Raw genomic sequence first — 21,941 nt, 5'->3', positions numbered from 1 at the left:
CTTTTTTATACGTCACACTCTTTGATGAATAAAACACTGTTTTATTTTTTAGCGATCTTTATTCAGGATGAAAAAAAATAGCTAACTCATTGTATGAATTACGCAGTACAAACAATGGCGCTACTTTTCAGCGGTAAACTGCTTTACTCTGCCCTGCAAACCGCCGTTAAATGGCCGGGAAATGTGATTGTTGTACGTTTCATGGGCAGCCCATTTCGTGCGGCAAAATATGTAGAATTTTCAACGCGAAAGAGGTTAACTTCTTTCCCAAAATCAAGTCAGGACACGTATGTTGAACAGAAAAATGAGCGTGGTGATCCTTGCAGCGGGCAAAGGTACACGCATGTATTCCGATCTCCCCAAAGTGCTGCATACTCTTGCCGGGAAGGCGATGGTTCAGCATGTCATTGATACTGCTACGCTTCTTGGCGCAAACCATGTTCATCTCGTTTACGGACACGGCGGCGATCTGCTTAAACAACGTCTCAGTGACGATAAACTGAATTGGGTGCTGCAGGCTGAACAGCTCGGTACAGGCCACGCGATGCAGCAGGCCGCGCCGTTCTTTGCCGATGACGAAGAGATATTGATGCTCTACGGCGATGTGCCGCTGATTTCCCTGGAAACGCTGGAACGTCTTCGCGCCGCCAAACCCGAAGGCGGCATCGGTTTATTAACGGTCGTGCTGGACGATCCAACGGGATATGGCCGTATCACTCGTGAAAACGGCGCGGTGACGGGCATTGTTGAGCAGAAAGATGCCAGCGACGAGCAGCGTAAGATTAATGAAATCAATACCGGCATTTTGATCGCCAACGGTGGGGATTTAAAACGCTGGCTCGGTAAGCTCACCAATAACAATGCGCAGGGTGAATACTACATCACCGATATTATTGCGCTGGCCTTCCAGGAAGGGCGTGAAATTGTTGCCGTTCATCCGCAGCGCCTGAGTGAAGTTGAAGGCGTAAATAACCGCCTTCAGCTGTCCCGTCTGGAGCGGGCTTACCAGCTTGAACAAGCGGAAAAATTGCTGCTGGCGGGCGTAATGCTGCGCGATCCGGCGCGTTTCGATCTGCGCGGTACGCTGGAGCATGGGCGGGATGTCGAGATCGATGCTAACGTCATCATTGAAGGTCACGTTACGCTTGGCGATCGCGTGAAGGTCGGTGCGGGCACCATCCTGAAGAACAGCGTAATTGGTGATGATTGCGAAATCAGCCCTTATAGCGTGGTTGAAGATGCGCGTCTGGAGGCTGAATGCACCATCGGGCCGTTCGCACGTTTGCGTCCGGGCGCAGAATTATTAGCAGGCGCGCACGTTGGCAACTTTGTCGAAATGAAAAAAGCGCGTCTGGGTAAAGGCTCGAAAGCGGGTCATCTCACCTATCTGGGTGATGCGGAGATCGGCGACAACGTGAACGTCGGCGCTGGCGTTATTACCTGTAATTATGATGGCGCGAACAAACATAAAACCATTATTGGCGACGATGTGTTTGTTGGTTCAGATACCCAGCTGGTCGCACCGGTGACGGTTGCCAACGGCGCAACGATTGCCGCAGGCACTACTGTGACGCGTAATGTCGCGGAGAACGAACTGGTATTAAGCCGTGTCCCGCAGGTGCATAAACAAGGCTGGCGTCGCCCGGTGAAGAAGTAACGAATTCGGGATGAGGGGAAAGATAATTCCTCCGCCCACACTGCAGTAACTATAAAAATAACCCCACTCTCTACAAGGCTCGGGGCGTCCGTAAATCGGACACAGACACCGGATGATACATCCGGTGTATACAGGTTGACCGACAACATATGGCATAACGCCAAAATCGGAATCAAAAACTATGTGTGGAATTGTTGGCGCAGTCGCGCAACGTGATGTAGCTGAAATCCTTCTCGAAGGTTTACGTCGTCTGGAGTACCGTGGTTACGACTCTGCCGGCCTGGCAGTGGTTGACGCGCAAGGTCGTATGACCCGCCTGCGTCGCCTCGGTAAAGTGCAGATGCTCTCCCAGGCGGCGGAAGAACACCCGCTGCATGGCGGCACCGGTATTGCTCACACCCGCTGGGCAACCCACGGCGAACCGTCGGAAGGCAACGCGCATCCCCATGTTTCTGACCACATTGTCGTGGTGCATAACGGTATTATCGAAAACCACGAACCGCTGCGTGAAATGTTAAAAGAACGCGGCTATGTATTTGTTTCTGAAACGGATACCGAAGTTATCGCTCACCTGGTGCACTGGGAGCTTGAACAGGGCGGCACGCTGCGCGAAGCGGTACTGCGCACCATCCCGCAGCTACGCGGCGCTTATGGCACGGTTATCATGGATAGCCGTAATCCAGAAGTCCTGCTGGCGGCGCGCTCTGGTAGCCCGCTGGTGATTGGCCTCGGCATGGGTGAAAACTTTATTGCTTCCGATCAGCTGGCGCTGCTGCCGGTTACCCGTCGCTTTATCTTTCTCGAAGAGGGCGATATCGCCGAAGTGACCCGCCGTAACGTGGTCATTTTTGATAAATCCGGCGCGCAGATAAAACGCCCGGAGATTGAATCCAATCTGCAATACGACGCTGGCGATAAAGGTATCTATCGCCATTACATGCAGAAAGAGATCTATGAGCAGCCGAACGCCATCAAAAACACGCTGGCCGGTCGCATCAGCCACGGCGAAGTGGACCTGAGTGAACTGGGGCCGAACGCCAACGATATGCTGGCAAAGGTTGAACATATCCAGATCGTCGCCTGCGGCACCTCTTACAACTCCGGTATGGTTTCACGCTACTGGTTTGAAGCGCTGGCGGGCGTGCCGTGCGATGTCGAAATCGCCTCTGAATTCCGCTACCGCAAATCCGCGGTGCGTCGCAACAGCCTGATGATCACCCTGTCGCAGTCCGGTGAAACGGCGGATACGCTGGCGGCGCTGCGCCTGTCAAAAGAGCTCGGTTATTTAGGTTCGCTGGCGATTTGTAACGTCCCTGGCTCGTCGCTGGTGCGGGAATCGGATCTGGCGATGATGACCAAAGCCGGGACCGAAATCGGCGTGGCCTCCACCAAAGCCTTTACTACGCAGCTCACCGTATTGCTGATGCTGGTGGCGAAACTGAGCCGCCTGAAAGGGCTGGATGCGTCTATTGAGCACGACATTGTGCATGGTTTGCAGGCGCTGCCGAGCCGTATTGAACAGATGCTGTCGCAGGATAAACGCATCGAAGCGCTGGCGGAGGATTTCTCTGACAAACATCATGCGCTGTTCCTCGGCCGTGGCGATCAGTACCCGATCGCGCTGGAAGGTGCGCTGAAGTTAAAAGAGATCTCCTATATTCACGCAGAAGCGTATGCCGCAGGCGAGTTGAAACATGGCCCGCTGGCGTTGATTGATGCGGATATGCCGGTGATTGTTGTCGCGCCGAACAATGAGTTACTGGAAAAACTGAAATCCAACATCGAAGAAGTGCGCGCCCGCGGCGGCGTGCTGTATGTCTTCGCCGATCAGGATGCCGGTTTCACCAGCAGCGACAATCTGCACATTATCGAGATGCCGCATGTCGAAGAAGCGATTGCGCCTATTTTCTATACCGTGCCGCTGCAGCTGCTGGCTTATCATGTGGCGCTGATTAAAGGCACCGACGTGGACCAGCCGCGTAACCTGGCGAAATCTGTAACGGTGGAATAATCCGAAACTGGCGTCATTTCCCGTCAGGGGCGTTGACGTTAATCGGAGTGTAAATAAGTCCGGATATGCTTTTGAAAAAAAGCATACCGGATTTTTTTATGTCTATCCCTAAGCAAACCATTCCTGAATTCTTCCGCGCGCAGTACGGCGACGACTATAGGTTTTCGTGCTGTTTCCCCCGCTTCGCAAGCCGTTAATCATCCTGTTCCCTACCGGAGAATTCCCATGCTTTCCCGCATCACGGTAAAACTGGCCGCCGCGCCCGATCTGCTTTTCTGGAAAATGGCTGGCAGTGAATCCCTTTCAGAACCTTTTGAATATACCCTCACGCTGCTCGGTGAAGATGGCAGGCTCGACAGAGGGAAGCTGCTTGGGCAGCCGCTGACCGTTGAAATCCCGGCACCGGGGCAGGCTGCGATACGCTATCTCAATGGCAAGATCACCAGCGTGGCGGTCTCTTCCGTGGAGCTTTCCGGTGAGCGCTATGCCGCCTGGCAAGTCACCCTGGAGTCGGATCTGTGGCCGATGCGGCTGGAGCGCAATATGCGCATCTTTCAGGCGCAGACGGTGCCGCAAATTGTACAGACGATGCTGGCAGAACAGGGTGTGAAAATAGATTCTCAGCTGACGCAAAGTTACCGCATCTGGGATTATTGCGTGCAGTACCAGGAGAGCAGCCTCGATTTTATTAGCCGCCTGATGGAGCTTGAAGGGATTAGCTGGTATTTCCGCCACGCGCCCGATAGCCATACGCTGGTGCTTACAGATGCAGGTTCTGTTTTCCCTACCGCTCCCGGATATGAGCTGATTCCCTATATTCAGACGACGGCGGGCGGTGTGGCAGATTATGAAGGCATCAGCCAGTGGTCGATGCAAGAAAGGGTCACGCCGGGCCTGTTCAGCACGGAAGATTATGATTTCCGCAAACCCAACGCCTGGCTGTTTCAGGCGCGGCAGAATCCGGCCTCACCTTCGCCGGGTAAAATCGATGTCTATGAATGGCCGGGGCGTTTTGTTGAACAGAATGACGGGGAATATTATGCCCGTATCAAGCAGGAGCGCTGGCAGGTTGAGCATCAACAAATTACCGCTACCGCCACGGCAACCGGTATTGCTACCGGGCGCCGTTTCCAGCTCACCCACGCGCCTTATCCTGAGGATAATGGCAGCTATCTGGTCACGAGAACCTGGCTGCAGTGTGAGGAAAACCGTTATGCCAGCGGCGATGATGGCGCAAGCTCGCGGCTTATTAGCTTTAGTGTAATTCCCGCGTCGCTGGTGTATCGCCCGGCGCAGAAAACCCCCTGGCCACGCACCTATGGTCCGCAAACCGCCCGCGTTGTTGGCCCCGCGGGTGAGACAATCTGGACCGATAAATATGGCCGTATCAAGGTGAAGTTTCACTGGGATCGGTTGGGTAATAATGATGAAACCAGTTCTTGCTGGGTGCGCGTCTCCAGCGCGTGGGCGAGCCAGGGATTTGGCGGGGTACAAATTCCGCGCGTCGGTGATGAAGTGGTGATTGATTTTATTAATGGCGATCCCGACCGCCCTATCGTCACCGGGCGCGTCTATAACGATGCCAATATGCCACCCTGGGCGTTACCTGCCGCGGCCACGGTAATGGGATTTATGACCCGTTCCAAAACCGGCAGCTGCGATAACGCCAGCTATCTGTTATTCGAAGATAAGCTTGGGGTTGAGCGGGTCGATATGCATGCGGAAAAGGATATGAATATCTCCGTGGAGAACAATCAGGTGATAACCGTCGGCGGTAACAGAAGCCTGACGGTTGCCGGAGAACTCAGCGATGAGGTGACGAAAAAAGCCGATTTCAAATACCATGCGACGCGCACGGTGCTGGTGGAAGATAAAGATTCCCGCACGGTAAAAAACGGTGAAGAGCTTACCGTCACCAATGGCCGTAAGAAAACCGTCACCAGCGGTGGCGAAACGGTAGCGATCAAAGGCGGCAGAAAAGAGGAAATTGAAGGAACCGCTTTTCAGCATGTGACTGAATCAGTGAGCTATACCTTTGATAGCGGCGTAAAATCGACCATTACCGGCTCGCGCGAAGAGCATATTTCACAGCACCTGACGCAGGCCATTCAGGGCAACAGCGTGACCACAATAGAAGGTCAGTGGAACCAGACCATTAACGGCGGAGCGAAAATCTATTCGCCAAAAGTGATCACCATTGAGAGTGCAGAAAAAGTGCATGTGAAAACGCCCCATGCCTTTGAATATAAAGATCATAAAGAGTCTGCCTCGCTCTTCTCGTTTGATTTCACCGCCCTGAAAGTGGTCACGGAAGCCTCTTCGTTTACCGTTTCGGCCATCAGTAAGGTAGCTTTAACGGGCCTGAAGTTTGATAAATCGGCTTTCGATTTAGCGTCTCATGATGGTCGCGTTGAATTTGGTAAAGCGATGATGCAATACGGTCAGGTGATGGCTTCGGTCCATGGTTTAACGATGTTTATGTAAGGGATGAGCGGAATGAAAATTGCCATCGTTTTTTCTGTCGTTTTTATTGTCGGTATGATTGCTTACATCGTGTATCTGTTTAATCGCGATCACCGTATTCAGACCCACGGGCGAGAATTGCAGGCCACCATCGAAGATGTCACCTATATCAGCTCCAATGATAACGGGACCTTAAATATTCGCTACCGGCTGGCGGTCCACGATGGAAGCCTCACGCGTGCAGTGGCGGGCACTGAGACAATCGCGGCTTTCTACGCGTCAAAAATGCAAAAAGGGCAAAACGTCGATATCAAGTACCTCGACGACCGCCATATTCTTTTTATCTTTGATAAGTAGTTCAACGCGTAGGCGGGTTACGCAGCAGCTGTCCTGTTAAATCTTTGCCAGGTCTGCGTGATAACCTGGTTTTAGCCAGACCTGAATAGCGGTGACACTTTTTCCCCATCGGACAGGGAAAATGTGTCACCCAGGAGCGGCATCGTTATTTGTTAACTTTGCTGCTCAATTCATTTAGCGACCTTTCCAGTCCATCGATGCTGCGCTGCATATCATCCACTTTGCGGCTTAAGTTTTCATTATCTCTTTTCAATTCATCTCTTTCTCGTTCGATATCCTCAAGCTTGCTTTTCATATTCCCTATATCTTTTTGTTGCTCAGGGAATTTCTCTTGAATATTGATTAGGTCAGCAGTGTTCAACTGCGATGAGGGTACGATTGTTATTACATCCGATCTTTGTTGGGAGAGAACCAGGATCGGATCGTTGGATAAACTCCCATTACCTAAGGCTATTTCCTTCGCATTGGCTTGAGTGGAAAGAGACAGGAGAAGACTTAACAGTGCTGCAGGGAAAACAACCGATTTGCGCATCATTGTTCCTTAATATTGGTTACGTAGTATTCAATATGTTTGCACAGCATGGATAGATGTCGAATTGACGCGCGCTTTTTAAGACGCTGATAAATGAAAGCACGTTCGCAGGATGCGCGAAAGAGGAATTACTACTAATAACGTTGCATTCGTCCCGGTGTTTTGAAACCTCTTGTACGTTTTCATAAAATGAAAACCTTTACATATCGGTTATGTAAATTTGTCAGATAATTTATATGTTTATCAACTAATTAAGAGATAGCGCAGTAAAACGTTGAGGCTGTCATCAAACAGTAACAATCTTTGCATATAACTGTCATCAAAGTGTCCTATTTTGCTCCCAGTAGCAACTCAAACAACGATTTACGATCCCTGCAGGAGACATTATGAACGTTATGCGTACCACTGTCGCAACTGTTGTCGCCGCGACCTTTTCTCTGAGTGCTTTTGCTGTTAACGCAGCGGCCAGCCTGACGGGCGCGGGTGCAACTTTCCCTGCACCGGTGTACGCCAAATGGGCGGATACCTACCAGAAAGAGACGGGCAATAAAGTTAACTATCAGGGTATCGGCTCTTCCGGTGGTGTAAAACAAATTACCGCTAAAACCGTGGATTTCGGTGCCTCCGACGCTCCGCTGGCTGATGACAAACTGGCGCAGGAAGGCCTGTTCCAGTTCCCGACCGTAATCGGCGGTATCGTGCTGGCTATCAACGTACCGGGCGTGAAATCCGGTGAGCTGGTGCTGGATGGCAAAACCCTGGGTGATATCTATCTGGGCAATATCAAAAAATGGGATGACGCGGCCATCGCCAAACTCAACCCGGGTCTGAAACTGCCTGCGCAGAATATCGCCGTCGTGCGTCGCGCCGATGGTTCCGGTACCTCTTTCGTTTTCACCAGCTACCTGGCGAAAGTGAATGAAGAGTGGAAATCGAAAGTCGGTTCTGGTTCTACCGTTAACTGGCCGACCGGTCTGGGCGGTAAAGGTAACGACGGAATCGCCGCATTCGTTCAGCGTCTGCCGGGTTCTATCGGCTATGTTGAATACGCTTACGCTAAGCAGAACAACCTGACGTATACCAAACTGATGTCAGCCGATGGCAAAGCGGTTAGCCCGACGGAAACCAGCTTCTCCAACGCGGCCAAAGATATCGACTGGAGCAAATCTTTCGCCCAGGATCTGACCAACCAGAAAGGCGCGGATGTGTGGCCAATCACCTCCACCACCTTCATCCTGGTGCACAAAGAGCAGGCGAAACCTGAACAGGGCGCTGAAGTGCTGAAATTCTTTGACTGGGCTTACAAAAAAGGCGCGAAACAGGCTAACGATCTCGATTACGCTTCCCTGCCGGATAGCGTGGTTGAACAAGTACGCGCGGCCTGGAAAACCAATGTGAAAGACAGCAGCGGTAAAGCACTGTACTAATCACACGTTTTTGAACACCATGGCGGATGGCGCTTACACCATCCGCCTTACAGATCCGCTGTAGGCCCGGCAAGCATAAGTAAGCATGGGCAAATTCGTAAGACGTTAAACTGAAGAGTAATTTATGGCTGCAACCAAGCCGGCATTTAACCCACCGGGTAAAAAAGGCGACATCTTTTTCAGCGCACTGGTCAGACTGGCTGCGCTGATTGTTTTATTGCTGCTCAGCGGCATTATTGTGTCCCTGATTTTCTCCTCATGGCCAAGCATTCAAAAGTTTGGTTTCTCTTTCCTGTGGACCAAAGAGTGGGATGCGCCCAATGACGTCTACGGTGCCCTGGTACCGATTTACGGCACCCTTGTCACCTCGTTCATTGCGCTGCTGATCGCCGTACCGGTGAGTTTTGGTATCGCCCTGTTCCTGACGGAGCTGTCGCCAAACTGGCTGAAGCGCCCGCTGGGGATCGCGATTGAACTGCTGGCGGCGATCCCAAGTATTGTATACGGCATGTGGGGGCTGTTTATTTTCGCGCCGCTGTTTGCCACCTACTTTCAGGAACCGGTGGGCAACGTCCTTTCCAATATTCCTTTTGTTGGCGCGCTCTTTTCCGGGCCGGCATTCGGCATCGGTATTCTGGCCGCCGGGGTGATCCTCGCCATTATGATCATTCCCTACATCGCGGCAGTAATGCGCGATGTCTTCGAACAAACGCCGGTGATGATGAAAGAGTCGGCCTACGGTATCGGCTGCACCACCTGGGAAGTTATCTGGCGCATCGTATTGCCCTTTACCAAAAACGGGGTGATTGGCGGTGTAATGCTCGGCCTGGGACGCGCGCTGGGTGAAACCATGGCGGTCACCTTTATCATCGGTAACACCTACCAGCTCGACAGCGCATCGCTGTTTATGCCGGGTAACAGTATTACCTCCGCGCTGGCGAATGAATTTGCCGAAGCCGAATCGGGGCTGCATGTGGCGGCATTGATGGAGCTGGGCCTGATCCTGTTCGTGATCACCTTTATCGTGTTGGCCATTTCCAAATTTATGATTATGCGCCTGACGAAAAACGAGGGGGCACGCTAATGGCTACGATTGAAATGCAAGGCACCGCACAGCTGGTCGAATCGCGTCGCAAAATGCAGGCGCGCCGCCGTTTTAAAAACCGCATTGCCCTGACGCTGTCGATGGCGACCATGGCGTTCGGTCTGTTTTGGCTGATTTGGATCCTGCTCTCGACGGTTACGCGCGGCTTTGATGGCATGTCGCTGGCGTTGTTTACCGAAATGACGCCGCCGCCGAATACGGCGGGCGGCGGGCTGGCTAACGCCCTGGCGGGTAGCGGTCTGTTAATCCTCTGGGCAACGGTGGTCGGTACGCCGCTGGGGATTCTGGCGGGGATTTATCTGGCGGAATATGGCCGTAAATCGCTGTTGGCGGAAGTAATCCGGTTTATCAACGACATTCTGCTCTCAGCACCGTCGATTGTGGTTGGCCTGTTTGTCTACACCATTGTTGTGGCGCAAATGCAGCACTTCTCCGGCTGGGCGGGGGTGATTGCGCTGGCGCTGTTACAGGTGCCGATCGTTATTCGTACCACCGAGAACATGCTGAAACTGGTGCCGGACAGCCTGCGCGAAGCGGCTTACGCCCTCGGCACGCCGAAGTGGAAGATGATCTCCGCGATTACCCTGAAAGCGTCGGTTTCCGGGATTATGACCGGCGTGCTGCTGGCCGTTGCGCGTATCGCCGGTGAAACGGCGCCCCTGCTGTTTACGGCGCTCTCCAATCAGTTCTGGAGCACCGATATGATGCAGCCGATTGCTAACCTGCCGGTGACGATTTTCAAATTCGCTATGAGCCCGTTTGCCGAGTGGCAGCAGCTGGCCTGGGCCGGGGTGCTGATTATCACTCTCTGCGTACTGCTGTTGAATATTCTGGCGCGCGTTATCTTCGCGAAGAGTAAACACGGTTAATTTTTGCGACGCGGCGAAGGCGGCGTCGAGTTGAGGAACGAGATAAATGAGTATGGTTGAAACGACGCCGGACAAGATTCAGGTTCGCGATTTGAACTTCTACTACGGCAAATTCCATGCCCTGAAAAACATCAGCCTGGATATTGCTAAAAATCAGGTGACGGCGTTTATCGGGCCGTCAGGCTGCGGCAAATCGACGCTGCTGCGTACCTTTAACAAAATGTTTGAGCTTTATCCCGATCAGCGCGCTGAAGGGGAAATCCTGCTCGACGGCGACAATATTCTCACCAATACCCAGGACATCGCGCTGCTGCGCGCCAAAGTGGGCATGGTGTTTCAAAAGCCAACGCCGTTTCCGATGTCGATTTATGACAATATCGCGTTCGGTGTGCGTCTGTTTGAGAAGCTCTCTCGCCCGGAAATGGACGAGCGCGTGCAGTGGGCGTTGACCAAAGCCGCATTATGGAACGAAACCAAGGATAAACTGCATCAGAGCGGGTACTCTCTCTCCGGCGGTCAGCAGCAGCGTCTGTGCATCGCGCGCGGTATCGCGATCCGTCCTGAAGTGCTGCTGCTGGATGAGCCCTGTTCGGCTCTTGACCCGATTTCAACCGGTCGTATCGAAGAGCTGATTACCGAGCTTAAACAGGACTACACCGTGGTTATCGTGACGCACAATATGCAGCAGGCGGCGCGCTGCTCCGATCACACGGCTTTTATGTATCTCGGTGAGTTGATTGAGTTCAGCATTACAGATGATCTGTTCACGAAGCCGAAAATGAAGCAAACGGAAGACTATATTACCGGGCGCTATGGTTGATTTACCGAACCGTAAAGGTATCAGCCACCCTGTTACAACGTGAAATCTGTCGGGCATTTGGAGTGCACCATGGACAATCTCAACCTTAATAAACATATTTCCGCTCAGTTTAACGCTGAGCTGGAAAACATTCGCACTCAGGTAATGACCATGGGTGGGATGGTGGAGCAGCAGCTTTCTGATGCGATCACCGCCATGCACAACCAGGACAGCGAGCTGGCAAAGCGCGTTGTTGAGGGAGACAAACAGGTCAATATGATGGAAGTCGCCATCGATGAGGCCTGCGTGCGTATTATCGCCAAACGGCAACCCACGGCGAGCGATTTACGTCTGGTGATGGCGATTATTAAAACCATCGCTGAGCTTGAGCGCATCGGCGATGTGGCGGACAAAATCTGCCGTACGGCGCTGGAGAAGTTCTCCCACCAGCATCAGCCGCTGCTGGTCAGCCTTGAGTCGCTGGGCCGTCATACCGTACAGATGCTTCACGATGTGCTTGACGCTTTCGCCCGTATGGATCTGGACGAAGCGGTGCGTATTTATCGCGAAGATAAAAAAGTGGACCAGGAATATGAAGGCATCGTGCGTCAGTTAATGACCTATATGATGGAAGATTCCCGTACCATTCCGAGCGTCCTGACTGCGCTGTTCTGCGCCCGTTCTATCGAGCGTATCGGCGACCGTTGCCAGAATATCTGCGAATACATCTTCTACTTCGTGAAGGGGCAGGATTTCCGTCACGTCGGCGGCGATGAGCTGGATAAACTGCTCGCCGGAAAAGATCCGAAAGAGTGATGTAAAAACCCCCTCAAGGCACGAGGGGGTTGTTGTTTCAGGACGCTTTCTCGCCAGCTTCGCAAGGTACGAAGCCACAGAAGTCTCGCCCGCCCGTCAGTGAAAACCTTCTATTGTGCTTACTAGCCTAAACGTCTCTTTGGCGCTACCGATAGCCTCGCCTGTGGCCCATGCAAGCACGTCACTCATCTGCTTTCCTCAGGCTGTATCAGGAAAAGTCCGCCCACAGACGCAGCTTGCCGCAGTGCAGACAGCGAAACAGATAGCCCTGGCAATCGCCGCCGTCCCGTAGGGTCTCAGGCAGCTTGTCATACTCGATACCGATGGCATGGCAGTCGGCATGCAGATCGGCAAATTGCTCCAGTTTGTCGGCAATATCGGCCCAGCCAACATACCCCTCGAAGGCGCAGAAATCATTACAGTGCGCCAGCCAGTACTCCTGCTGCCAGCCGCAATACCCCGGCGTTCGTTCGGTCAGTTCAATCACGCGAGCTTCCGGCCAGGGATTTTTGAAGCCGGTAAATTCGCCTTCGTCATCGAACTCGCTTTCGATACCCTCCAGCGAAGATTCGTCCTGAAAGCTGCCGTTAAATTTCGCTGCCGCTGCGCCGTCGGCAATGCACCACGGGCAGAGATAGTCGATTTCTTGCTGGCTATAGAACGGGTTCGTGTAGTAGCAGTCGGTCGACTGCTGACAGCAGGCGCAAGTGACCGTTTTGTCTTCAGAGAACACCCCTGTTTCCAGGGGGCGCGGGTGATATTTAAATACCGGTAGAGGGCCAAGTTTCTGGGCCATATAAACATCCTGTTTAGTGGTTTAAATTAACGCGTAACATGCCACCCTCGTGCTCGCCACAACGCTGGTAACTGCGCCAGCTCAGTGAACGTCGTCACTTTAGGGTGGTCGATGGGTTTGTTATGCGGATCGGCGCAGAAGTAAAATACTTCCATCCCTGCCGCGATACCAGATTGCGCTCCGGCAATGGAGTCATCTACCAGAATACAATTCACCGGATCGACTTCAAGCGCTTTAGCTGCATGGTACATTAACGCCGGATCGGGCTTCCAGCGTTGTATGTCATAGCCGCTAAACAGTTTTTCAGGAAAGTGATGTAGCATCCCAAGTTTGCCCAAAGAGTGTTGCATTTTGCTGACCGGGCCGTTGGAAACCACGCACATGGGAATCTCTACCGCCTCCAGTAACGCGTTCGCGCCGGCAATCACTTCCAGCTCGCTATCAAACAGACGCGACACTTCCGCGCGGTACACCGGCTCCAGCGCGCTTTTATCCAGTGTTTTACCTGATTCTTCGCCGATAACATCGATTATCTCGTACAGCTTCATGCCCTTAAATCGTTTAAACACCTCTTCAAGTTCGAGAGTGATACCAAATTCGGCAAACATATGGACATAAGCGCGCGAGCAAATTACTTCACTGTCGACCAGGGTGCCGTCACAGTCGAAAAAAACCGCTTCAATGTGGGACATGCCGTTTCCTGTTTTTTATTGCAAGTTTAACGTTTACTTATCGCAGATGGCGGGACGCAATCGTTGCCGTATAAGTAAATTCAATGAAAAAAATTGTGTGATAACCGTCAATATTGTCTCATTTTGGTATAGGATAGCGACGAATTTTCCTTCCTATTCCGGAAATTGATAATGAGCCAACAACAGACTACCCAGGCTGCGGGCCAGGGGTTACTTGACCGCGTGTTTAAATTGCGTGAGCACGGTACTTCTGCACGCACGGAAGTGATCGCGGGTTTTACAACGTTTTTGACGATGGTCTATATCGTTTTTGTTAACCCCCAGATTCTGGGCGTCGCCGGGATGGACACCAGCGCCGTTTTTGTTACCACCTGTCTGATTGCTGCATTCGGCAGCATCCTGATGGGGCTGGTCGCCAACCTGCCGGTGGCGCTGGCTCCGGCGATGGGTCTGAATGCCTTCTTTGCGTTTGTGGTTGTTGGTGCAATGGGCCTCTCATGGCAGATTGGCATGGGGGCGATTTTCTGGGGCGCGGTAGGTTTGCTGCTGCTGACGATTTTCCGCGTACGTTACTGGATGATTGCCAATATCCCGGTTAGCCTGCGCGTGGGTATTACCAGCGGTATCGGCCTGTTTATCGGCATGATGGGGCTGAAAAACGCCGGTATTATCGTCGCCAACAAAGAGACGCTGGTGAGCATCGGCAACCTGACCTCCCACAGCGTTCTGCTGGGCGCTCTCGGTTTCTTTATCATCGCCATTCTGGCTTCCCGCAATATTCACGCCGCTGTGCTGGTCTCCATCGTCGTAACGACGCTGTTGGGCTGGATGCTGGGCGATGTGCAATACCACGGCATTATCTCCGCGCCGCCGAGCGTCGCGTCCGTGGTTGGCAACGTAGATCTGGCCGGTTCGTTCAATATCGGTCTGGCGGGTGTGATCTTCTCGTTTATGCTGGTTAACCTGTTTGACTCCTCCGGTACGCTGATTGGCGTGACCGATAAAGCCGGGCTGGTGGACGAGAAAGGCAAGTTTCCGCGCATGAAGCAGGCGCTGTTTGTCGACAGTATCTCTTCGGTTGCCGGTTCGTTTATTGGCACCTCTTCCGTTACGGCTTATATCGAATCCTCTTCCGGCGTCTCCGTCGGCGGTCGTACCGGCCTGACGGCGGTGGTTGTGGGTCTGTTGTTCCTGCTGGTTATCTTCCTCTCGCCGCTGGCGGGAATGGTGCCGGGCTATGCTGCGGCTGGCGCGCTGATTTATGTTGGCGTGCTGATGACCTCGAGCCTTGCGCGGGTGAAGTGGGACGATCTGACGGAAGCCGTGCCGGCGTTTATCACCGCGGTGATGATGCCGTTTAGCTTCTCCATTACCGAAGGGATTGCGCTCGGGTTTATCTCTTACTGCGTGATGAAGATCGGTACCGGTCGCCTGCGTGATCTCAGTCCGTGCGTGATCGTGGTTGCGCTGCTGTTCCTGCTTAAAATCGTCTTTATCGACGCTCACTAAGCGCTCTCCTCTCCCGGCCGGGAGAGGACGAGTATCTACCGCTTGACGCGACGAAGGTCATCGCCGATAGCGGTATCGCTGCCTCGTCAGAGCAACCGCTTTTCCTGGCCCCTTGACGCGCTATCGCGATAAGATCAGTTAAAAGTCAGAGCTTTTTCCGCAGGCAGGCTGGTAAAACGCATTAAGCGGGAAGCGGGATCGTTAGCCCGCGTTTGCACATCCGCGAGATATCGCCACCCTTTTTGGCTATCGAACTCCCAGATTTTCAGGCTTTCAATCGCCGGACTAACGGCGACGGACCAAATCAACACGTCTTCCGCGTCACACATCACTTCTACCTGCGTCAGATGCGCAGCGCGAAGGCGTCCCGCCCCTGGCAACAGCTGTAGCAAACCCGGATCGTCATGCATCTGGTGCAACAACTTCATCACGCTCTGGCGAATGGTCAACAGCTGAGTTTGCGCTTCGTTGGCATCGTTTTGATTGTTGATCCACAACTGTTCATTGTTGGTGAAGGTATATTTCTGCCCGTGCGGGCTATGGAAGCTGCGCGTTGCGCGCTGTAGCTCCATATCCAATCCGCATTCGCCTTCGGTAGTGATGGCGACGCCTACCATATTTCCCGCATAGGCCAGCGAAAAGTGTGGCAGGCTGGTATCGACAAAGCGTGGTCTTCCGCCCGGCTCGATTTCAATTTCCGGTAACTCGCTGGCGCCATACAGCATAAATAACATTTCAGCGAGCAGTGCGCGGGAAGCGAGAAAGCGTGAGCGGCGGTGTTCAGGTAGCTGACGCGCCATATCGTGGCAGGAAAGGGGGAGCCGGGTTGAAACGAGATGCCCTTCTGACAAAACCCCCCTTGCAAAGTGCGTCGCCATTTTTCTCTCCTTGATAATGGTCTGAATTAATCGAATCGATAATCAATATTATCGCCCATACTGCATAGGTTTTAATGCGGAAAATCGCATCTGAAAAGTCCTAACGGGTGATATTTACACTTTCTTTAGTGATTCGACGCACTTTCGGATAATCATACCGTTGCCACGAAAGCGGCCGTAAAAACGGCCGCTGTGCGATTATTTGCCAATACAGAAGCTAGAAAAAATCCGTCCCAGTAAGTCATCCGAGGTAAATTCACCGGTGATTTCGCTCAAGTTCTGCTGCGCCAGACGCAACTCTTCGGCCAGCAGCTCCCCGGCCCAGGCACCTAACAGTTGCGCTTTGCCCTGCTGCAGATGGTCGGCAGCGGTTTCCAGCGCCTGCAGATGACGACGGCGCGCGAGGAAACCGCCCTCCATGCTGGTATCAAAGCCCATGCTCTGCTTAAGATGCTGGCGCAGCACGTCTACGCCTTCGCCCGAGCGTGCAGAGAGGCGCACAAGTGAGTGACCATTCACTTCGCTAAGGCCTGGCTGCTCACCGGTGACATCCGCTTTGTTGCGCACCACGGTGATGGGCAGTTTTGCCGGTAGACGGGCGATAAAATCGGGCCAGATTGCTGCCGGGTCAACGGCATCGGTGGTGGTGCTATCGACCATAAACAGCACGCGGTCAGCCTGTTCTATCTCCTGCCAGGCGCGCTCAATACCAATGCGTTCCACTTCATCGCTGGCTTCACGCAGCCCGGCGGTATCGATGATATGCAGCGGCATACCGTCAATATGAATATGTTCGCGCAGCACGTCGCGGGTGGTACCGGCAATATCCGTGACGATAGCCGCTTCGCGCCCGGCCAGCGCATTCAACAGGCTTGATTTACCGGCGTTTGGCCGCCCGGCAATCACTACCTTCATCCCTTCACGCAGCAGGCTGCCCTGGCGCGCTTCGGCGCGTACGGCGTCCAGATCGGCAATAACGTCATTAAGCTGGGCTTCGATTTTGCCGTCGGAGAGGAAGTCGATCTCCTCATCGGGAAAATCAATCGCCGCTTCGACGTAGATGCGCAGGTGAGTAAGTGCTTCCACCAGATGATTGACGCGTGCGGAAAAGACGCCCTGTAATGAATTCACTGCCGACCGCGCCGCCTGCTCGGAACTGGCGTCAATCAGATCGGCTATCGCTTCCGCCTGCGCCAAATCGAGCTTGTCATTCAGAAAGGCACGTTCCGAGAACTCACCAGGATTGGCGATACGCAGCCCTGGCAGCGTCAGGATGCGTTTTAACAGCAGATCGAGGATAACCGGACCGCCGTGGCCCTGTAGCTCCAGCACGTCTTCACCGGTGAAGGAATTTGGGCCAGGAAACCACAGCGCAATCCCTTGATCGAGCACCGCACCGTCGCCATCCATAAACGGCAGATAATCGGCATAACGCGGTTTCGGCAGCTTGCCCAGTACCGCCTGCGCCACCTCGCGCGCTTTGGCGCCTGAAATACGCAGGATGCCCACGCCACCGCGTCCCGGTGGGGTTGCCTGGGCGACAATCGTGTCGTTATGGTTCATGGTTTGTCTCGTTTAATACCAATAAAAAAGGCGGTCATCTGACCGCCCTTAGTTTAGCGACTGCTTAGCGCAATCAGGAGCTTTTCTTCTCGCGGCTGTGAAGGCCACGCTTCTCCAGACCACGGTAGATTAGCTGCTGCTGGATAATGGTCACCAGGTTGCTGACGATGTAGTACAGCACCAGACCTGACGGGAACCACAGGAAGAACACCGTGAAGATGACCGGCATAAAGGTCATGATCTTCTGCTGCATCGGGTCGGTCACGGTGGTCGGCGACATCTTCTGAATGAAGAACATCGTTACGCCCATCAGGATCGGCAGAATGTAGTACGGGTCTTGCGCGGACAGGTCATGGATCCACAGGGCGAACGGCGCATGGCGCAGCTCAACGGAACCCATCAGCATGTAATACAGCGCCAGGAAGATAGGCATCTGAATCAGCAGCGGGAAGCAGCCGCCCAGCGGGTTCACTTTCTCCGCTTTGTACAGCGCCATCATCTCCTGACTCATACGCTGTTTGTCATCGCCCAAACGCTCGCGCATCGCCTGAATTTTCGGCTGCAGCATACGCATTTTCGCCATCGAGGTGTACTGCGCTTTGGTCAGCGGGTACATAATGCCACGGACGATAAAGGTAATAGCGATGATGGCGAAGCCCCAGTTGCCCAGGAAGCTATGGATCCATTTCAGCAGTTTGAACAGCGGCTGAGAGATAAACCACAACCAACCATAATCTACCGTCAGATCCAGATGCGGTGCCGCAGCAGCCATTTTGTCCTGAATCTCCGGGCCAACCCACAGGGTGCTATTCAGCGCGGTGGTTTGGCCTGGCTGTACGAGGACCGGCTGGGATTTGTAGCCGATAGCGGCCACGCCGTTGCCCAGGTTGCTGGTGTAGAAGTTGCTGGAAACGTCTTTGTTCGGGATCCACGCGGTCGCGAAATACTGCTGCAGCATCGCCACCCAGCCGCCGTTAGAGCTGACGTTCAGGTTTTCGTTATCGGCGATGGTGTCGAATTTGTATTTCTCATACTTCGCGTCAGGCGTGGAGTATGCCGCGCCGCGGAAGGTATGCAGCGCAAAGTTGCTGCTGCCGGTATCACGATGCGTCGGCAAATTGATGGTTTGCTTCAGCTGACCGAAGGTCGCCACTTCCAGCGGTTTTTCGCTGGCGTTCTGCACGTTATAGCCGACGTTTACCGTATATTCACCGCGTTTCAGGGTGAACGTTTTGGTAAAGGTGTTGCCAGCCGCGTCGGTATAGGTCAGCGGGATCGCCAGTTCATTCTGACCTTCGGCCAGCACAAACGTATCTTTTTCCACGTTATACAGCGGACGTGGGCCGTTCGCCGGGTTATCCGGGCCATCACGCCCTGTCAGGCCGCTCTGCGCCTGATAGATAAACTGCGGGGTGGTTTCCAGCAGTTGGAACGGTTCGCTGGAACCCAGCTCTTTCGGGAAGGTCGGAAGCAGCGCCTGCTCAACATCACCACCACGGGTGTTGATGGTCAGTTCAAGCACGTCGGTTTTAACCGTAATCAGTTTCCCTTGCCCACTGGCCGGAACGCCCTGGTCGGCTGCGTTACCCGCTGCGGTGGTCGTAGTCTGCGTGGTCTGCTGCTGCGCCGGAGGAGGATTTTTATCCTTCTCCCACGTTTGCCAGATCATGAAAGACACGAACAACAAAGCGATGATAAAAAGATTGCGTTGCGAATCCATCGTTAGTGTTCTCTGGTTTTTGAAGGTCCTGGCGGGACGGGATCGTCTCCACCCGGGTGTAAAGGGTGGCATTTTAATACGCGTTTCACTGTCAACCAACTGCCTTTTATCACTCCAAACCTGCGCAATGCCTCAATTCCATAGTGAGAGCAGGTTGGGGTGAAACGGCAATGCGGCCCGAGTAGCGGGCTAATCAGGCGCTGATAGACCCGAATCAGGGCTATCAGGACCCTTGAGCCAGGCGACAATGGCGGCGCCATAATTTTTCCAACGCTTCCGAGAGAGCACGGTTATCGAGGTCGGCAACCCCTTTCTTCGCCACCACCACAAAATCCATTGCCGGCAGTTCATGCTGGCGTAAACGGAAACTTTCACGCGTCAGACGTTTAATCCGATTGCGTTCATGGGCGCGTTTGACGTTTTTCTTGGCGACGGTAAGACCGATACGGGGATGCCCCAGCGAATTCAGGCGGCCGAGGATGGTGATTTGCGGCGTGCCAGCCCGTTGTGGCTGCTGGAAGACGAAAGTGAAATGAGTGGGAGTTAACAAACGTAACTCCCTGGGAAAAGCGAGCTTAACCACTCAGGGGTTAGCTTTTATTACTTGGAAACGGTCAGACGTGCGCGGCCTTTAGCGCGACGACGAGCCAGAACCTGGCGACCATTTTTAGTAGCCATACGAGCACGGAAGCCGTGAGAACGGTTGCGCTTCAGTACAGACGGTTGAAAAGTGCGTTTCATGGCGGTTTCTACCTAAACTTGAATAAATTCACTGACTTTTGCGTATGCCTGAACGAATATCGAACGACTGGCGCGCAAGCCATGGGTAATTAAAGAGGCCGGATTGTAATAATTGTACACTCCGGAGTCAATTCTCTTTCCTTATTGCGCCCCTTTTTTTGCACAAGTTCGCACAAAAAATAAGCAGCATTCGACGCCGGAAGAGCAGCATAACGCGCCGGGGGAAGAATTATACGGAGCCAATGGCAAAGCGCAAGGATCCGTCGGGATCTTCGTTAGATCGTTTACGCTCTAATTCACCGTCAATCATTAAATTTTCCAATATGCGGCGTAAATCGTCTCGCACCCCTGCCCGGATCGTTTACACTTATCCGATTCCGCTAAGCCCTGTGGATAAATCATGAAGAATCTGTGAGAAACAGAAGATCTCTTCTGCGGTTTAGGCTATGATCCGCGGTCCCGATCGCGATCCAGGATCGTGAGCCGGGCAAAAAACCGTCTATAGCGGTTCGCACGTCACCCGGTTGGGTCTTATCGACGTGTGTCTAAAAACATTAATGTCTCTGTCTTTACTATTTATCGATTTTCGTTCGAGTGGAGTCCGCCGTGTCACTTTCGCTTTGGCAGCAGTGTCTTGCCCGATTGCAGGATGAGTTACCAGCCACAGAATTCAGTATGTGGATACGCCCATTGCAGGCGGAACTGAGCGATAACACGCTGGCTTTGTATGCGCCAAATCGTTTCGTGCTCGACTGGGTAAGGGATAAATACCTTAATAATATCAACGGGCTGCTAAACGATTTTTGCGGTACGGATGTTCCGCAACTGCGCTTTGAAGTCGGCTCTCGTCCGGCCAACCAGACCCTGAGAGAACCCGCGGTTGTTGCGGCGCCCGCTCAGGCCGCTCAGGTTGTTGTGCCACGCACGCCGCCTGCCGCGCGTTCTGGCTGGGATAACGTCCCGGCGCCTGCCGAACCTACCTACCGCTCAAACGTAAACGTGAAGCATACCTTTGATAACTTTGTTGAAGGTAAATCGAACCAGCTGGCCCGTGCGGCGGCGCGTCAGGTTGCCGACAACCCAGGCGGCGCCTATAACCCGCTGTTTTTATACGGCGGTACCGGGCTTGGTAAGACGCACCTGCTACATGCGGTAGGCAACGGCATTGTGGCGCGAAAGCCCAACGCCAAAGTGGTGTATATGCACTCCGAGCGCTTTGTCCAGGACATGGTAAAGGCCCTGCAAAACAATGCGATCGAAGAGTTTAAACGCTACTACCGCTCCGTTGACGCCCTGCTTATCGATGATATCCAGTTCTTTGCTAATAAAGAGCGCTCCCAGGAAGAGTTTTTCCACACCTTTAACGCCCTGCTGGAAGGCAATCAGCAGATCATTTTGACCTCGGATCGTTATCCAAAAGAGATCAACGGCGTTGAGGATCGTCTGAAATCCCGCTTCGGCTGGGGCTTAACGGTAGCGATCGAGCCGCCGGAGCTGGAAACACGCGTCGCGATCCTGATGAAAAAGGCCGATGAAAACGATATTCGTCTGCCGGGCGAAGTGGCCTTCTTTATTGCCAAGCGCCTGCGATCCAACGTCCGTGAGCTGGAAGGGGCGCTGAACCGCGTGATCGCCAACGCCAACTTTACCGGCCGTGCGATTACTATCGATTTTGTCCGCGAAGCGCTGCGCGATCTGCTGGCGTTGCAGGAAAAACTCGTCACCATCGACAATATTCAAAAGACGGTGGCGGAGTACTACAAGATTAAGGTTGCGGATCTGCTGTCGAAGCGTCGCTCCCGTTCCGTTGCCCGTCCGCGCCAGATGGCGATGGCGCTGGCAAAGGAGCTGACCAACCACAGCTTGCCGGAGATTGGCGATGCCTTTGGCGGTCGCGACCATACTACCGTGCTGCACGCCTGCCGTAAGATTGAGCAACTGCGTGAAGAAAGCCACGATATCAAAGAAGATTTCTCCAATTTAATCAGAACCCTATCGTCGTGACG

General features: G+C 53.4%; 20 protein-coding genes. 11 read left to right on the top strand and 9 right to left on the bottom strand.

Annotated features, from left to right (window positions below):
* Nucleotides 1-289: 289 nt before the first annotated feature.
* The 4 genes from glmU to RW65_RS01570 all read left to right on the top strand — a co-directional run bounded on the left by glmU (nt 290) and on the right by RW65_RS01570 (nt 6,488).
* Nucleotides 290-1,657: a bifunctional UDP-N-acetylglucosamine diphosphorylase/glucosamine-1-phosphate N-acetyltransferase GlmU gene (glmU, locus tag RW65_RS01585; RefSeq protein ID WP_039054898.1), complete on the top strand. Its 1,368-nt coding sequence runs from the start codon at nt 290-292 to the stop codon at nt 1,655-1,657.
* Between the two features lie 181 nt (nt 1,658-1,838).
* Nucleotides 1,839-3,668 (top strand): glutamine--fructose-6-phosphate transaminase (isomerizing), encoded by a 1,830-nt coding sequence (gene glmS / locus RW65_RS01580; RefSeq protein ID WP_039054897.1) that lies wholly within the window; start codon nt 1,839-1,841, stop codon nt 3,666-3,668.
* 225 nt (nt 3,669-3,893) lie between these two features.
* Nucleotides 3,894-6,152 carry a type VI secretion system Vgr family protein gene (locus RW65_RS01575; protein ID WP_039054895.1) on the top strand — a complete coding sequence of 753 codons (2,259 nt, stop codon included), beginning with the start codon at nt 3,894-3,896 and terminating at the stop codon, nt 6,150-6,152.
* Between the two features lie 12 nt (nt 6,153-6,164).
* On the top strand, nt 6,165-6,488 hold the full coding sequence (locus tag RW65_RS01570) for a DUF3592 domain-containing protein (protein WP_039054894.1): 324 nt from the start codon (nt 6,165-6,167) through the stop codon (nt 6,486-6,488).
* A gap of 145 nt (nt 6,489-6,633) precedes the next feature.
* On the opposite strand, the gene RW65_RS01565 is transcribed toward RW65_RS01570, so the two are convergent.
* Nucleotides 6,634-7,020 carry a kinetochore Spc7 family protein gene (locus RW65_RS01565; RefSeq protein WP_039054893.1) on the bottom strand — a complete coding sequence of 129 codons (387 nt, stop codon included), beginning with the start codon at nt 7,018-7,020 and terminating at the stop codon, nt 6,634-6,636.
* 386 nt (nt 7,021-7,406) lie between these two features.
* Here RW65_RS01565 and pstS point away from each other — a divergent pair, with 386 nt between their 5' ends.
* The 5 genes from pstS to phoU all read left to right on the top strand — a co-directional run bounded on the left by pstS (nt 7,407) and on the right by phoU (nt 12,036).
* Nucleotides 7,407-8,447, top strand: a complete 1,041-nt coding sequence (pstS, locus tag RW65_RS01560; RefSeq protein WP_039054892.1) for a phosphate ABC transporter substrate-binding protein PstS — start codon at nt 7,407-7,409, stop codon at nt 8,445-8,447.
* A 124-nt stretch (nt 8,448-8,571) separates the two neighbouring features.
* Nucleotides 8,572-9,531 (top strand): phosphate ABC transporter permease PstC, encoded by a 960-nt coding sequence (gene pstC, locus RW65_RS01555; RefSeq protein ID WP_039054890.1) that lies wholly within the window; start codon nt 8,572-8,574, stop codon nt 9,529-9,531.
* Nucleotides 9,531-10,421: a phosphate ABC transporter permease PstA gene (pstA, locus tag RW65_RS01550; protein ID WP_039054889.1), complete on the top strand. Its 891-nt coding sequence runs from the start codon at nt 9,531-9,533 to the stop codon at nt 10,419-10,421. The genes pstC and pstA overlap by 1 nt, the downstream gene beginning before the upstream one ends.
* Nucleotides 10,422-10,467: 46 nt before the next feature.
* Nucleotides 10,468-11,241 (top strand): phosphate ABC transporter ATP-binding protein PstB, encoded by a 774-nt coding sequence (gene pstB / locus RW65_RS01545; RefSeq protein WP_039054888.1) that lies wholly within the window; start codon nt 10,468-10,470, stop codon nt 11,239-11,241.
* A gap of 69 nt (nt 11,242-11,310) precedes the next feature.
* Nucleotides 11,311-12,036 (top strand): phosphate signaling complex protein PhoU, encoded by a 726-nt coding sequence (gene phoU, locus RW65_RS01540; protein WP_039054887.1) that lies wholly within the window; start codon nt 11,311-11,313, stop codon nt 12,034-12,036.
* Between the two features lie 208 nt (nt 12,037-12,244).
* Here phoU and cbrC read toward each other — a convergent pair whose 3' ends face one another.
* Nucleotides 12,245-12,832 (bottom strand): PF03691 family colicin E2 tolerance protein CbrC, encoded by a 588-nt coding sequence (gene cbrC / locus RW65_RS01535; RefSeq protein ID WP_039054886.1) that lies wholly within the window; start codon nt 12,830-12,832, stop codon nt 12,245-12,247.
* 26 nt (nt 12,833-12,858) lie between these two features.
* Nucleotides 12,859-13,524 (bottom strand): 6-phosphogluconate phosphatase, encoded by a 666-nt coding sequence (gene yieH / locus RW65_RS01530; RefSeq protein ID WP_039054884.1) that lies wholly within the window; start codon nt 13,522-13,524, stop codon nt 12,859-12,861.
* A 171-nt stretch (nt 13,525-13,695) separates the two neighbouring features.
* Here yieH and RW65_RS01525 point away from each other — a divergent pair, with 171 nt between their 5' ends.
* Nucleotides 13,696-15,033: an NCS2 family permease gene (locus RW65_RS01525; protein WP_039054883.1), complete on the top strand. Its 1,338-nt coding sequence runs from the start codon at nt 13,696-13,698 to the stop codon at nt 15,031-15,033.
* Nucleotides 15,034-15,167: 134 nt separating this feature from the next.
* On the opposite strand, the gene RW65_RS01520 is transcribed toward RW65_RS01525, so the two are convergent.
* The 6 genes from RW65_RS01520 to rpmH all read right to left on the bottom strand — a co-directional run bounded on the left by RW65_RS01520 (nt 15,168) and on the right by rpmH (nt 19,935).
* Entirely contained in the window at nt 15,168-15,911 is a 744-nt protein-coding gene (locus tag RW65_RS01520; RefSeq protein ID WP_039054882.1) for a 4'-phosphopantetheinyl transferase family protein, read from the bottom strand.
* 198 nt (nt 15,912-16,109) lie between these two features.
* Complete coding sequence (gene mnmE / locus RW65_RS01515; protein WP_039054881.1) at nt 16,110-17,474, bottom strand: tRNA uridine-5-carboxymethylaminomethyl(34) synthesis GTPase MnmE; 1,365 nt, start codon at nt 17,472-17,474, stop codon at nt 16,110-16,112.
* 73 nt (nt 17,475-17,547) lie between these two features.
* Nucleotides 17,548-19,194 (bottom strand): membrane protein insertase YidC, encoded by a 1,647-nt coding sequence (gene yidC, locus RW65_RS01510; protein ID WP_039054880.1) that lies wholly within the window; start codon nt 19,192-19,194, stop codon nt 17,548-17,550.
* 2 nt (nt 19,195-19,196) lie between these two features.
* Complete coding sequence (gene yidD, locus RW65_RS21505) at nt 19,197-19,454, bottom strand: membrane protein insertion efficiency factor YidD (RefSeq protein WP_017458070.1); 258 nt, start codon at nt 19,452-19,454, stop codon at nt 19,197-19,199.
* The gene (rnpA, locus tag RW65_RS01505; RefSeq protein WP_017458071.1) at nt 19,418-19,777 is read right to left on the bottom strand and encodes a ribonuclease P protein component; all 360 of its coding nucleotides are present in this window, start codon (nt 19,775-19,777) and stop codon (nt 19,418-19,420) included. The genes yidD and rnpA overlap by 37 nt, the downstream gene beginning before the upstream one ends.
* 17 nt (nt 19,778-19,794) lie before the next feature.
* The gene (rpmH, locus tag RW65_RS21500) at nt 19,795-19,935 is read right to left on the bottom strand and encodes a 50S ribosomal protein L34 (RefSeq protein ID WP_000831330.1); all 141 of its coding nucleotides are present in this window, start codon (nt 19,933-19,935) and stop codon (nt 19,795-19,797) included.
* A 606-nt stretch (nt 19,936-20,541) separates the two neighbouring features.
* Here rpmH and dnaA point away from each other — a divergent pair.
* Nucleotides 20,542-21,939 (top strand): chromosomal replication initiator protein DnaA, encoded by a 1,398-nt coding sequence (gene dnaA / locus RW65_RS01500; RefSeq protein WP_039054879.1) that lies wholly within the window; start codon nt 20,542-20,544, stop codon nt 21,937-21,939.
* The last annotated feature ends 2 nt before the right edge of the window (nt 21,940-21,941 follow it).

Origin of the sequence: Enterobacter sp. Bisph1, from assembly GCF_000814905.1 — a bacterium.
Taxonomy (GTDB): domain Bacteria; phylum Pseudomonadota; class Gammaproteobacteria; order Enterobacterales; family Enterobacteriaceae; genus Kosakonia.
The sequence above is the reverse complement of the archived record's forward strand: the minus strand, read 5'-3'. Positions and strand labels throughout refer to the sequence as shown.